The organism is Streptomyces odonnellii (genome assembly GCF_000981895.1).
Taxonomy (GTDB): Bacteria; Actinomycetota; Actinomycetes; order Streptomycetales; family Streptomycetaceae; genus Streptomyces; species Streptomyces odonnellii.
Window position 1 is genome coordinate 1 of record NZ_LATD01000275.1, and the last position, 13,313, is coordinate 13,313.

10 protein-coding genes and 1 pseudogene are annotated in these 13,313 nt (G+C 69.3%); 7 read left to right on the forward strand and 4 right to left on the reverse strand.

The genetic code is table 11. The features are described 5' to 3' along the window. Positions 1 to 315 precede the first annotated feature (315 nt). The 3 genes from tyrS to WH07_RS24250 form a co-directional block, all read right to left on the reverse strand. Entirely contained in the window at positions 316 to 1,584 is a 1,269-nt protein-coding gene (gene tyrS / locus WH07_RS24240; RefSeq protein ID WP_046503959.1) for a tyrosine--tRNA ligase, read from the reverse strand. A 129-nt stretch (positions 1,585 to 1,713) separates the two neighbouring features. Further along, a complete protein-coding gene (locus tag WH07_RS24245) occupies positions 1,714 to 3,120 on the reverse strand; it encodes a metallopeptidase TldD-related protein (RefSeq protein WP_046503939.1) in 1,407 nt (468 codons plus the stop codon). Then, the gene (locus tag WH07_RS24250) at positions 3,117 to 4,640 is read right to left on the reverse strand and encodes a TldD/PmbA family protein (RefSeq protein WP_046503942.1); all 1,524 of its coding nucleotides are present in this window, start codon (positions 4,638 to 4,640) and stop codon (positions 3,117 to 3,119) included. The genes WH07_RS24245 and WH07_RS24250 overlap by 4 nt, the downstream gene beginning before the upstream one ends. Positions 4,641 to 4,871: 231 nt before the next feature. Here WH07_RS24250 and WH07_RS24255 point away from each other — a divergent pair, with 231 nt between their 5' ends. The 6 genes from WH07_RS24255 (at position 4,872) to WH07_RS24280 (ending at position 11,578) form a co-directional block, all read left to right on the forward strand. Next, a complete protein-coding gene (locus tag WH07_RS24255; RefSeq protein ID WP_046503944.1) occupies positions 4,872 to 6,926 on the forward strand; it encodes an elongation factor G in 2,055 nt (684 codons plus the stop codon). A gap of 125 nt (positions 6,927 to 7,051) precedes the next feature. Beyond that, positions 7,052 to 8,065, forward strand: a complete 1,014-nt coding sequence (locus WH07_RS24260; protein WP_232789039.1) for an SGNH/GDSL hydrolase family protein — start codon at positions 7,052 to 7,054, stop codon at positions 8,063 to 8,065. Between the two features lie 313 nt (positions 8,066 to 8,378). After that, entirely contained in the window at positions 8,379 to 9,257 is an 879-nt protein-coding gene (locus WH07_RS24265; RefSeq protein ID WP_046503949.1) for a helix-turn-helix transcriptional regulator, read from the forward strand. 143 nt (positions 9,258 to 9,400) lie between these two features. Continuing rightward, complete coding sequence (fabG, locus tag WH07_RS24270) at positions 9,401 to 10,120, forward strand: 3-oxoacyl-[acyl-carrier-protein] reductase (protein ID WP_046503952.1); 720 nt, start codon at positions 9,401 to 9,403, stop codon at positions 10,118 to 10,120. Between the two features lie 4 nt (positions 10,121 to 10,124). Beyond that, the gene (fabI, locus tag WH07_RS24275) at positions 10,125 to 10,898 is read left to right on the forward strand and encodes an enoyl-ACP reductase FabI (RefSeq protein WP_046503954.1); all 774 of its coding nucleotides are present in this window, start codon (positions 10,125 to 10,127) and stop codon (positions 10,896 to 10,898) included. 251 nt (positions 10,899 to 11,149) lie between these two features. Next, positions 11,150 to 11,578: a hypothetical protein gene (locus WH07_RS24280; protein WP_052744541.1), complete on the forward strand. Its 429-nt coding sequence runs from the start codon at positions 11,150 to 11,152 to the stop codon at positions 11,576 to 11,578. A gap of 136 nt (positions 11,579 to 11,714) precedes the next feature. Here the strand turns inward: WH07_RS24280 and WH07_RS24285 are convergent, their stop codons facing one another. Continuing rightward, positions 11,715 to 12,389 (reverse strand): FadR/GntR family transcriptional regulator, encoded by a 675-nt coding sequence (locus WH07_RS24285; RefSeq protein ID WP_046503956.1) that lies wholly within the window; start codon positions 12,387 to 12,389, stop codon positions 11,715 to 11,717. A 105-nt stretch (positions 12,390 to 12,494) separates the two neighbouring features. On the opposite strand from WH07_RS24285, the pseudogene WH07_RS24290 reads away from it, so the two are divergent. Next, a pseudogene (locus tag WH07_RS24290) lies at positions 12,495 to 13,280 on the forward strand (MFS transporter); the annotation flags it as partial. Between the last annotated feature and the right edge of the window lie 33 nt (positions 13,281 to 13,313).

The window sequence follows — 13,313 nt, forward strand, 5'->3', positions numbered from 1 at the left end:
GTCCTCCAGCTCGTCGGCGCGATCCTCGTGGTCCTGGTGGTCGAGCGGCTCTGGAACACGCTCCGGGGCAGACGGGCCAGCGGCTCCCGACAGCGCATGTGAAGCCGGGGCCGGAGGCGACCGGGGCCGGGGCCAGGGGAGGCCGGGCCGGGGGAGACCGGACGGAGGAACGGCCGCGGCCGGGCACACGCTGTCTCACCTGGCGTGTGCCCGGCCGCCGGTCCTGGGCCCGGCCGACTGCCGGTCCGGGGGCAGCCGCGGGTACGGTCAGCCCGCCCGTACGTCAGCCGGCCGGTATGTCAGTCGAGCAGTACGTCAGCCGGCCGCGACCTCGATCGCGGCCAGGTTCTTCTTGCCCCGCCGCAGCACCAGCCAGCGGCCGTGCAGCAGCTCCGACCGGTCCGGTACGGAGTCCGCGTCGGCGACCTTCGCGTTGTTCACGTACGCCCCGCCCTCCTTGACCGTACGGCGGGCCGCCGACTTGCTCGGTACGAGACCGGCCTCGGCGAACAGGTCCGCCACCGGTCCCAGCTCCGCGACCTTCGCACGCGGCACCTCGGAGAGCGCCGCGCTCAGCGTCGCCTCGTCCAGCTCCGCCAGCTCCCCCTGGCCGAACAGCGCCCGGGACGCCGCGACGACCGCCGCGCACTGGTCCGCGCCGTGGACGAGCGTCGTCAGCTCCTCCGCCAGCGCCCGCTGGGCCGCGCGGGCCTGCGGACGCTCCGCGGTGGTCTGCTCCAGCTCCTCCAGCTCCGAACGGCTCTTGAAGCTGAGGATGCGGCTGTACGAGGAGATGTCACGGTCGTCCACATTCAGCCAGAACTGGTAGAACGCGTACGGCGTGGTCATCTCCGGGTCCAGCCAGACCGCCCCGCCCTCCGTCTTGCCGAACTTGGTGCCGTCCGCCTTGGTCATCAGCGGCGTGGCCAGCGCATGCACGGTGGCCCCCGGCTCCAGGCGGTGGATCAGGTCGAGACCGGCGGTGAGATTGCCCCACTGGTCGCTGCCGCCCTGCTGGAGGACACAGCCGTACCGGCGGTACAGCTCCAGGAAGTCCATGCTCTGGAGGAGCTGGTAGCTGAACTCGGTGTAGCTGATGCCCTCGTCCGACTCCAGCCTGCGGGCGATGGAGTCCTTGGTCAGCATCTTGTTCACCCGGAAGTGCTTGCCGATGTCCCGGAGGAACTCGATCGCGGACATGCCCGCGGTCCAGTCCAGGTTGTTGACCATGGTCGCGGCGTTCGGGCCCTCGAAGGAGAGGTACGGCTCGATCTGGGCCCGCAGCCGCCGCACCCAGCCCGCGACCGTCTCCGGGTCGTTCAACGTCCGCTCGGCGGTGGGCCGGGGGTCGCCGATCTGGCCGGTGGCCCCGCCCACCAGCGCCAGCGGCCGGTGCCCGGCCTGCTGGAGCCTGCGTACGGTCAGCACCTGCACGAGATGCCCCACATGCAGACTGGGCGCGGTGGGATCGAAGCCGCAATAGAACGTGACGGGACCGTCCGCGAGCGCCTTGCGCAAAGCGTCCTCGTCAGTGGACTGGGCGAACAGCCCGCGCCACTTCAGCTCGTCGACGATGTCCGTCACGGTCGTGTCTCTCCTCGGATGATTCTCGGTGGTCATACGGTCCTGGGCGGCCATATGGCTGACCACCAGTCTATGGGCGCCGTCCAGGCGTTATGGGGCCCAGCCGTCATACTCCATCGGGCCCCGATGTCATACGCCCCGGCTGACCGAGCTCATATTGAAATCGGGAATGCGCAGCGGGGGCATCGCGGCCCGGGTGAACCAGTCGCCCCACTCGCGCGGCAGCGTCTTCTCCGTACGTCCGGCCTCGGCGGCCCGCGACAGCAGATCGACCGGCGACTCGTTGAACCGGAAGTTGTTCACCTCGCCCACGACCTCGCCGTTCTCCACGAGATAGACACCGTCCCTGGTCAGCCCCGTGAGCAGCAGTGTCGCCGGATCGACCTCGCGGATGTACCAGAGACAGGTCAGCAGCAGCCCGCGCGCGGTCGCCCCGACCATCTCCTCCAGCGACCGGTGGCCGCCGGCCTCCAGCATCAGATTGCCGGTGCCCGGCGCGACCGGGAGACCGGTCAGGGCGGCGGTGTGCCGGGTGGTGATCAGATGCGCCAGCTCGCCGTCCCGTACCCAGTCCGTCGCAGCCAGCGGCAGACCGTTGTCGAAGACGGAGGCGTCGTCGCCGGAGGCGTGCGCGATCACGAAGGGCGCGGACTCCAGACCCGGCTCGTTCGGATCGCTGCGGAGCGTGAGCGGCAGCTCGGACAGCTTCTCGCCGAGACGGGTGCCGCCGCCGGGGCGGGAGAAGACCGTACGGCCCTCGGCCGCGTCCCGGGCGGTGGAGGACCAGAGCTGGTAGATCAGCAGATCGGCGACGGCGGTCGACGGCAGCAGCGTCTCGTACCGACCCGCGGGCAGATCGATCTTCCGCTCGGCCCAGGCCAGCCGCTGCGCCAGCTCGACGTCCATGACCGCCGGGTCCACATCCTTGAAATCACGGGTCGCGCGGCCCGCCCAGGCGGAGCGGGTGCGGTCGGGCGACTTGGCGTTCAGCTCCAGCGTGCCGTTGGGCTGGTCGTGGCGCAGCCGTACCCCGGTGGACGTACCGAGATAGGTCGAGGTCAGCTCGTGGTTGGCGAAGCCGTACAGCTCACGGCCGCCGGCCCGGGCACGGGCGAAGGACTCGCCGAGTGCCGGGGCGAAATCCGCGAAGACGGCGGAGGTCGTCTCGGCGGGCGCGTCCGTGAAGTCGCCCGACGCCGGTCCTGCCTGGTCCGTGCCGACCAGCGGCTGGGCGTCCTCGGCGGGCCCCGCCCCGCGCGCGGCCGCCTCGGCGGCCCGGACCAGCGGCTCCAGATCGTCGGCCGTGACGGCGGCGCGCGACACCACACCGGACGCGGTGCCCTGCGCGCCGTCGACGGTCGCGACGACGGTCAGGGTCCTGCCCCGGGTGACCCCGTTGGTGGTGAGAGCGTTGCCCGCCCAGCGCAGATTGGCGGACGACCGCTCGTCGGCGATGACCACGCAGCCGTCCGCGGTGGACAGTTCAAGAGCGCGCTCGACGATCTCGTACGGCTTGCTGATACGGCTGGTGCTCATCGTCCCGCCTCCTGCGTGGTGTTGAGGATGTTGACGCCGCGGAACAGGGCGGACGGGCAGCCGTGGGAGACCGCCGCCACCTGGCCCGGCTGGGCCTTGCCGCAGTTGAAGGCGCCGCCCAGGACATAGGTCTGCGGACCGCCGACCGCCTCCATCGAGCCCCAGAAGTCCGTCGTCGTCGCCTGGTACGCGACATCGCGGAGCTGGCCCGCGAGCCGTCCGTTCTCGATACGGAAGAACCGCTGCCCGGTGAACTGGAAGTTGTAGCGCTGCATGTCGATCGACCACGACCGGTCGCCGACCACATAGATCCCGCGCTCCACCCCGCCGATCAGATCCTCCGTGCTCAGCCCGCCGGGATCCGGTTGCAGCGACACGTTCGCCATGCGCTGCACAGGCACATGACCCGGCGAGTCCGCGTACGCGCAGCCGTTGGAGCGGCCGAGCCCGGTCAGCTTCGCGATCCGCCGGTCGAGCTGATAACCGACGAGCGTGCCGTCCTTCACCAGGTCCCACGACTGCGCCTGGACGCCCTCGTCGTCGTACCCGATCGTGGCCAGGCCGTGCTCCGCGGTCCTGTCGCCCGTCACATTCATCACCGCGGAGCCGTACGCCAGCTTCCCGAGCTGGTCGAACGTCGCGAACGACGTCCCCGCGTACGCCGCCTCGTACCCCAACGCCCGGTCCAGCTCGGTGGCGTGGCCGATCGACTCATGGATGGTCAGCCAGAGGTTGGACGGATCGACCACCAGGTCGTACGTCCCCGCCTCGACGCTCGGCGCCCGCATCTTCTCGGCGAGCAGCCCGGGGATCCGCTCCAGCTCGGCGTCCCAGTCCCAGCCCGTGCCGGTCAGATACTCCCAGCCCCGGCCGACCGGCGGCGCGATCGTACGCATCGAGTCGAACTCGCCGCTCTCGCCGTCCACCGCGACGGCCGTGAGCTGCGGATGCAGCCTCACCCGCTGCTGCGTGGTGACCGTACCGGCCGTGTCCGCATAGAACTTGTTCTCATGGACGGTCAGCAGCGACGCGTCCACATGCGCGACGCCCTCCGCGCGCAGCAGCCGCCCGCTCCAGTCGGCGAGCAGCCCGCTCTTCTCCTCGTCGGGCACCTCGAACGGATCGATCTCGTACGCCGACACCCAGGTCTTCTCCGCGTGCACCGGCTCCTCCGCCAGCTCGACACGCTCGTCGGAACCGGCGGCCGAGATCACCTTCGCGGAGAGCTTCGCCATCGCCACGGCCTGCCCCGCGACCCGCGCCGCCGCGTCCATCGACAGATCGACCCCGGAGGCGAAGCCCCAGGCGCCGCCGTGCACCACCCGGACCGCGTACCCCAGATCCGTGGTGTCCGACGACCCGGCGGGCTTCCCGTCCCGCAGCCGCCAGGACGCGCCGCGCACGCGCTCGAACCGGAAGTCCGCGTGCTCGGCGCCGAGCGCCCGCGCCCGCGCGAGCGCGGCATCGGCGAGCGCCCGCAGCGGCAGTGCCAGGAATGACTGATCTACCTCATGGGGCACGTCGGCCTCCCCTTCTCACATCTGTGGGTCATGCACCTGTGGGTCATGTGTCCGCAGTGAATCATGCGGGCGCAAGGCCCCGCCGTGCCTGTGGACAAACCGGTTGCACCCGGTGCCACCGTCTGTTGTACTCCCGGGCAGTAACCGGATGGATCAAGGAGATCGTCATGCGCGGAACGTCTGTGTCCACTCAGCGGGAAAACGCCACCTACGCAGAGGACCTGACGCTTCGTGCGGACACTGAACCTTGGAATCCTGGCGCATGTCGACGCCGGTAAGACCAGCCTGACCGAGCGGCTCCTGCACGCCGCCGGTGTCATCGACGAGATCGGCAGCGTCGATGACGGCAGTACCCAGACCGATTCCCTGACGCTGGAACGCCAGCGCGGCATCACGATCAAATCGGCCGTCGTGTCGTTCGTGGTGGACGGTGTCACGGTCAATCTGATCGATACGCCCGGACACCCGGATTTCATCGCCGAGGTGGAGCGCGTCCTGAACGTGCTCGACGGGGCGGTGCTGGTGATCTCCGCCGTGGAGGGTGTGCAGGCGCAGACCCGCGTCCTGATGCGGACGCTGCGACGGCTGCGCATTCCCACCCTCATTTTCGTGAACAAGATCGACCGCAGGGGCGCGCACGACGAACGTGTGCTGCGTGCGGTGTCCGAGCGGCTGAGCCCGGCGATCGTCCCGATGGGGGCGGCGTACGGTCTCGGCGCGCGCGGCGCGGGGTTCACCCCGTTCGGCGAGGCCGACGACACCTTCACCGCCGGACTCGCCGAGGTGCTCGCGGACCATGACGACGCCCTGATGGCCGCGTATCTGGACGACGGGACCCCGCTTCCGTACCGCCGGCTCCGGGACGGACTCGCCGCGCAGACCGGGCGGGCGCTGGTGCATCCGGTGTACTTCGGCTCGGCCATCACCGGCGCGGGCGTGGACGCGCTGATCACCGGTATCACCGAGCTGCTGCCCGCGAGCGAACGCGATACGGAAGGCGCCGTCTCCGGCACGGTCTTCAAGATCGAGCGCGGTACGGCGGGCGAGAAGATCGCGTACGTCCGTATGGTCTCGGGGACGGTACGGACCCGCGACAAGCTGCTCTTCGGCAGGCACGGCGCGGGCGGCGCGGCAGCCGAGGGGAAGGTCACCGCGATCAGCGTCTTCGATCAGGGCGCGGCGGTCTCTCGCAGCTCGGTCGAGGCGGGGCGGATCGGTCTGCTGCGCGGCCTCGGCGACATCCGGATCGGCGACACGATCGGTGACGCCATGGCCGCCGTCGACGCGGCGGACCCGCCCGGCTCTTCAACGGCCCAGGACCCCTCCGGGCAAAGGCACTTCGCCCCGCCCACCCTGGAGACGGTGGTCGTCCCCCGCAGCCCCGCCGACAAGGGCGCGTTGCATGAGGCGCTCGCCCAACTCGTCGAACAGGACCCGCTGATCAATCTCCGTCAGGATGCGATCCGCCAGGAAATCTCCGTATCTCTTTACGGAGAAGTGCAGAAAGAGGTCATCCAGGCGACCCTGGCGAACGATTTCGGCGTACACGTCACCTTCCGCGAGACCACGACCATCTGTGTGGAGCGGCCGGCCGGTTCGGGCGAGGCCCTTGAAATCATGGGCAAGGACCCCAATCCGTTTCTCGCGACCATCGGGCTGCGTGTCGAGCCCGCGCCCCACGGCAGCGGTGTGGAATTCCGGCGGGAGATCGAACTCGGTTCGCTGCCCCTCGCGTTCCTCAAAGCCATCGAGGAGACCGTCAAGCAGACACTGCTTCAGGGCATCCACGGATGGCAGGTCATCGACTGCGCGGTCACCCTGACGCGGTCCGGCTACGCGCCGCGGCAGAGCCATGCCCATGCCGTCTTCGACAAGAGCATGTCGAGCACCGGCGGGGACTTCCGCAGTCTGACGCCCCTGGTCCTGATGGCCGCGCTCAAACAGGCCGGCACCATGGTGTACGAGCCGATGCACCGCTTCCGGCTGGAGCTGCCGGCGGATGTGTACGGCTCGGCCCTGCCTGTCCTGGCGCGGTTGCGCGCCGTACCGCGGACACCGTCGACACACGGTTCCTCGTACCTCCTGGAGGGCGAGATCCCGGCGGCGCAGGTGCATGAACTGGAGCAACGGCTGCCGACACTGACACGTGGTGAGGGCGTCCTGGAATCGGCCTTCGACCACTACCAGCAGGTCACAGGGCCGCTCCCGTCCCGCCCGCGCACGGACCACGACCCCCTCAACCGGAAGGAGTACCTCCTACGGGTCGTACGCCGCGTCGCCGGATGATTAAAACGCGGCGTTCGCTCGTGCGGGTGATAAGGCGGCGACCAGCAGTGATTACGCTGGGTGTGGGCTTGAATACTTTGCGTCAGTGTTCTTGGCCCGATCGGGCGTCCTGAAAGAGGATCTCTGTGCGAAAGTCCCTGCGTGTGCCCCGCCTTGTCGCCGCCCTGCTGGTCCTGGGGGCCTGCGGTATCGCCTCGGCACCCGCCGGAATCGCTGTGACGCGGCAGGCGCAGCCGGTGCCGACCGTCTTCATCGGCGACTCGTATACCGCCAACTTCGGTGTCGCGCCGCTGAATCGGGCGCGGCTGTTCTGCTTCCAGTCGCAGCAGAGCTATCCGGCCGTCGCGACGGAACGGCTGGCCGAGCGGGGCATCCCGCTCCAGGTCCAGGCGGATGTGTCCTGTGGGGGTGCGGTGATTCACCATGTGTGGGAGCCCCAGCCCCTGCTGATCGGCCAGGCCAAGCCGCAGCGGGACGCGCTCAAGGAGGACACCGAACTGGTCGTGGGCAGCATGGGCGGCAACACGGCCGGGTTCGCCGAAATCATGAAGCAGTGCTCCGAGCGGCTGCGCGGACCTGAGGGGAACCTCCTTCCCGCGGAGCCGGTGAACGCGGAGTGGCCGGCCGCCGAGTGCCAGGACTTCTTCGAAAACGGCGAGGGGGCGAACTGGCTGAAGGAGCGTTTCGATACGGTACGGGCCGACCTCGACCGGATGTTCGACGAGATCCGGACCCGGGCACCCCTCTCCGAGACCGTCCTTGTCGGGTATCCGAGGATCGTGCCCGAGGACACCGCCAAGTGCCTGGAGAACATCCCGGGCGGTGACGACACACCGCTCGCCGACATCGGCCAGGAAGCGCTGCGCTTCCTGGACAAGCAGATCCAGGAGCCCCTCGACAACCTCATGAGGGAATCGGCCGAGGCCAACAACGCGCACTTCGCCGGCCTCTACCGGCACACGGGCGGCAACACCGCCTGTGACGGCGAGGACCGCGGCATCGGCGCCATGCTGGAGACCTCGGAGATCGGCCTCGTACCGGGCTCGAAGCTCCCCTGGTTCGTCCACCCGAACCGCGTGGGCCGCGACGTGCAGGCCGCAGTGGTCACCGACACCATCGAACAAACCCTCCGCCCCTGACCCACCCGGCCCGCGCCCAACCATGCGGCCCGTCTCCTGCCTCCTCGCCCGGTTTGCCTTGGCGACGTGCGGTTTCGCCGATTGTCACACCCCGGCGGTACTGCCCGGCACGCCTCAGAACGCCGGGCGCGCAGCTCGGCGAATCGCCGCACGGGCCGCTCTCTGTCCCTTGCCGGACGGGGACCCGCGCCGTGCCTTCGGCGGCGTTGTTGTCGTTTGACAACGTACCGGCGCTGGGTAACTCTGCCTCTGAGGGGCGGGGAACCCTGGCGCATGGGTCCGTAGGTTCACGCTCTAAGGGGGAGTGAGACACATGGAGTACGAGTTTCTCTTCCTCGTGGACGGGATCAGCGTCGATGACGAGATTGCGGTCGGTGTGATCTTCGACGAGTTCGACGGCCTGCTGACCCGCCATCGTGACCGGCATCTTCTGGATGTCGCAGGTGTCGGTGACAACGTAGTCGAAGCCGCGCACCGCCTGATCGCCCGCCTTCGCCGGGTGCTCCCCGAGCTTCGGGTGCTGCGGCTGGACCCTGAGCTGGTCGGAGTCCCGGACATCGCCGAGCGGACCGGCCGCAGTCGGCAGAACGTACTCCAATGGGTGACCGGCGAGCGTAGGGCGGACAGCCCGTTCCCGGAGCCCGAAGGAGCCGTCGGCCGGTCACTCGTCTGGCGCTGGGCTGAGGTGAACGCCTGGCTGGAGCTGATCGGTGCGGGAGACGGCACGGCCGCTCCGCTTCGTGAGGAAGCCCTTCTGATCGATCTCATGCTGCCCCAATGGCAGCACGCTCTCGACGAGGGCATCCCGATGGTCAAGCTGCTGTGCGCCCAGGACGAATGGCAGGTGGAGCGCGCGGAGGTGATGCGTGCCCTCCAAGATGCTCTGCATCACCCTCAAGTGCTGCAGACAATCGCCACACTGCCCCGCAGCGAGCCCGACAGGCTGACCGTCGTGTGCGCGGTGGTGCAGGACCGGCTCAGTGCCGTACTGGAACAGATCGCGCCGGACGACGCGTCGGCCCTCCTCGCCGTGCGCGGCGACAAACAGATGGAACTGCTGGGCATCGCGTCCCGGGCGCTTCCCGGGACCGTTCCGGTCTCGGACCTCGGACTGGGGAGTGATGCCACCGTGGGCGATCTGCTGCTGGAACTGTCACACCGTTCTGTGGCCGCGCCGCTCGCGCTGGTGTGAGGGCGGGGGTCGCTGGGATGGCGGATTTTCTGTAGGGATCCGACAGGGAGCGTCGTGGCGTGCTGTCGGGGCTCGATTCTGCGGGGGCGGGGCGGGACCGATAGGTTTTCGATGTACCAGACCGCCAAGGAAAGGCTGATCCGTTGAGCCGCTCGGTTCTCGTCACCGGAGGAAACCGGGGCATCGGCCTCGCCATCGCCCGCGCCTTCGCCGAAAACGGCGACAAGGTAGCCATCACCCACCGCTCAGGCGAGCCGCCGGAGGCCCTGATGGAGCTGGGCTGCCTGGCGGTCCGCTGCGACATCACCGATGCCGAGCAGGTGGAGCAGGCCTACAAGGAGATCGAGGAGAAGCACGGTCCCGTGGAGGTGCTGGTGGCCAACGCCGGTGTCACCAAGGACCAGTTGCTGATGCGGATGTCCGAGGAGGACTTCACCTCCGTCCTCGAGACCAACCTCACCGGCACCTTCAGGGTCGTCAAGCGCGCCAACCGCGCCATGCTCCGCGCCAAGAAGGGCCGGGTCGTGCTGATCTCCTCGGTGGTCGGGCTGCTCGGCTCGGCGGGACAGGCGAACTACGCCGCGTCCAAGGCCGGTCTGGTCGGCTTCGCCCGCTCCCTCGCCCGCGAGTTGGGCTCCCGGAACATCACCTTCAATGTCGTGGCGCCCGGCTTCGTCGACACCGACATGACCAAGGTCCTCACCGACGAGCAGCGCGCGGGCATCGTGGCGCAGGTGCCGCTCGGCCGGTACGCGCAGCCGGAGGAGATCGCCGCGACCGTGCGGTTCCTCGCCTCCGACGACGCCTCGTACATCACTGGAGCCGTCATTCCCGTTGACGGCGGATTGGGCATGGGTCACTGATCACATGAGCGGAATCCTCGCCGGCAAGCGCATTCTTGTCACGGGTGTCCTCACCGAGGGCTCCATCGCCTTCCACGCCGCCAGGGTGGCGCAGGAGGAGGGCGCCGAGGTCATTCTCACCGGCTTCGGCCGGCTCACCCTTGTCGAGCGCATCGCCAAGCGGCTGCCCAAGCCCGCCCCGGTCATCGAGCTGGATGTCACCCAGCAGGAACACCTGGACGGGCTCGCCGACCGGGTCCGGGAGCTCCAGGGCGAGGCCGGTGCCGGACTCGACGGCGTCGTGCACTCGATCGCCTTCGGACCGCAGAGCGTCTTCAACTTCCTGGAGGGAAGCTGGGAGGACGTCTCGACCGCGGTGCATGTCTCGGCGTACTCCCTGAAGTCGCTCACCATGGCCTGTCTGCCGCTGATGGAGCGCGGCGGCTCGGTTGTCGGCCTCACCTTCGACGCGCAGGTCGCCTGGCCCAAGTACGACTGGATGGGCGTCGCCAAGGCGGCGCTGGAGTCCACCAACCGCTATCTCGCCCGTGACCTGGGCGCGCGGAACATCCGCTGCAACCTGGTCTCGGCCGGTCCGCTCAAGTCCATGGCGGCCAAGTCGATCCCCGGCTTCGAGGAGCTGGCGGATGTGTGGAACCACCGCGCGCCGATCGGCTGGGACCTGTCCGACCCGGAACCGACGGGCCGCGGCATCGTCGGACTGCTCTCGGACTTCTTCCCGAAGACGACCGGCGAGATCGTGCATGTCGACGGCGGCGTGCACATGATGGGCGCCTGACCGGCCCGTACGCATCCGGAAGCCGTACGTATCGGAAGCCGCGTGACCGTCACCGCGACGGGCGCGCGGCTTCCGTGCGTGACGGACCGTGTCCGTTCGATTCGAGAAGAGAGGCGACCGGCCGCACACTGAGCACACAGACCGGGGCATTCCGGTCCGGCGAGGAGGTGTGTGCGATGCGTTGGCCGCCGCACCGCCATATCGCCCGTCGTATTGCCCGTCGCGCTGCCCGTCGTACGGTCCCGCCCGCCGTGGCCCTTCTGATCGCGGCCGGGCTGGTCGTCTGCGCCGAGACACGGAGCGGCCATGTGCCCGACGAGGCCGAGGTGTACGCGCAACCGGGCGGGGGCGCGGAGCGCGAAGGGCCGGAGTACGAGAAGCACTGGGCGCACAAGAAGCACACGGGCGTGGAGAACCGGGGTGCCGAGCACGGCCGTACCAGCCGGTTCGGTGCCACCTGCCGTACGAACACCAAGGGCTCCCGCGCCACCGCCTCCTGCCACAACCCGTATCCCGAGACCGACCGGGTCAGGCTGCATGTCGAGTGCGAGCGCTGGTGGGACATCGACACGGACAGCGCCCCGGTGGAGATCGCCCCGGCCGGGTACACGGAATTCGTCGAATGGTGCTGGAAGGAGATCCGCGAGGTGTGGATCACCCATGAGCGCCTGGCGTCCTGAGGCGTCCCACCACTGAGCGAGCGAACCCACCGCTGAGCCAGCGAACCCGCTGCCGTGCGAGTGAATCCGCCGCTGACCGAGCGAACCCGCTGCGGCTGCTGTGTGAGTGAATCCGCCGCTGTGCGGGCGCCTGCGCTCAGACCCGTTCTCCCAGGCAGTGGAGGGTGTAGCTGGCCGCCTCGGTGCCCGCCGTCTCCGCGTCGCCCGCCCGGATCGCGGCCACCAGACGCGCGTGGTCCATATGGTTCTCCGGGCGCAGCTCCTGGCCCATGTCGTCGCGGAGCCAGTCGCGCAGAAGATGGTTGAGGTCCGCGTACAGGGCGGTCAGTACGTCATTGTGCGAGGCCGAGACGACCGCCATGTGCAGGGTCGAGTCGGCCGCGACGAAGCGTTCCAGGTCGCCGGCGGCCCAGGCCTCCTCGCGCCGGGCGAGCAGGGTCTCCAGTTGCCGCAGATCCCGTTCCGTACGGCGCTCCGCGGCCATTCTGGCGGCCGAGGACTCCAGGGTGGAGCGCACCTCGGCCATGTCACGCCGGTCGGCTCCGGCGAAGCGGCGGTGCATGACCCCGGCCAGTTCGCTGGTCGCGATGACATATGTTCCCGAGCCCTGCCGGATGTCCAGCAGCCCGTTGTGGGCGAGCGCGCGGACCGCCTCGCGGACGGTGTTACGGGCCACGCCCAACTGTTCCACCAGCTCGGGCTCGGTCGGGATACGGGAACCCACCGGCCATTCGCCCGAGGTGATCTGGCTTCGCAGCTCGGTGATCACCTGGTCGGAGAGCGCGGAACGCCGGGGAGAGGTGAGCGCCATGGTGCTGCCAATCGTATGGAGGGGGCGGAAAGGAGGAGTGCGGGCCGTGAAGGGACGGATGGGGCGACTGGACGATCAATCATCCTATGATTCTATGATGGCGCCATGCCTGATGAGCCGCACCCGCAGATACCGACGCGTACGCAGACCACACAGTCACAGACATGGACGGATACGCAGACACAGGCGCATGCGAAGGCCCTGAAGCAGTCCGGCGCATCAGCGCCCGCGTCCGTATCCGGGTCCACATCCGTGTCAGCGCCTTCATACGGCAATTCTCCCGCACCGTCCGCGGCGGTCTGGCTCACCCGGCTCCTTGTCCTCGGGGTCGTCCTGGCCGCGATCAATCTCCGCCCCGCCATCACCAGCCTCGGCGCGCTGCTCGAAGAGGTACGGGACGGGCTGGGCATGAGCGGCAGCGTCGCCGGTGTCCTCACCTCCGTGCCGCCTTTCTGCTTCGCGGTCTTCGGCTTCACCGCGCCGCGACTGGCCCGGCGGTACGGTCCTGGCGCCATCGTCGGCGCCGGCATGGTCGCCATCACGGCGGGGCTGCTGATCCGGCCGTTCGCGGGCGGTACCGCCGCCTTCCTCGCGGCCAGCGCGCTCGCGCTGATGGGGATCGCGGTCAGCAATGTGCTGATGCCGGTGATCGTCAAGCGGTACTTCCCGGACCGGGTCGGCACGATGACCGGGCTGTACTCGATGGCCCTGGCGCTCGGCACCGCCTTCGCCGCCGCGGCGACCGTGCCCATGACCGAGGCGCTGGGCGGCAGTTGGCGGCTGGGGCTCGCGCTCTGGGCGATACCGGCGGCGGTGGCGGTGCTGCCGTGGCTCGGGCTGGTACGGGACCGGGGCGCGGGGGAGCCGGGGGCTACGGCCGCGCTACGAACACACAACACCGAGCCCACGAGACTCGTAGGCTGA

What these genes read in the sequence shown, in the direction of transcription:
- WH07_RS24245 (WP_046503939.1), bottom strand. Translation starts at nt 3,120, where the DNA reads ATGAGCACCAGCCGTATCAGCAAGCCGTACGAGATCGTCGAGCGCGCT.
- WH07_RS24265 (WP_046503949.1), top strand. Translation starts at nt 8,379, where the DNA reads ATGGAGTACGAGTTTCTCTTCCTCGTGGACGGGATCAGCGTCGATGAC.
- fabI (WP_046503954.1), top strand. Translation starts at nt 10,125, where the DNA reads ATGAGCGGAATCCTCGCCGGCAAGCGCATTCTTGTCACGGGTGTCCTC.
- WH07_RS24285 (WP_046503956.1), bottom strand. Translation starts at nt 12,389, where the DNA reads ATGGCGCTCACCTCTCCCCGGCGTTCCGCGCTCTCCGACCAGGTGATC.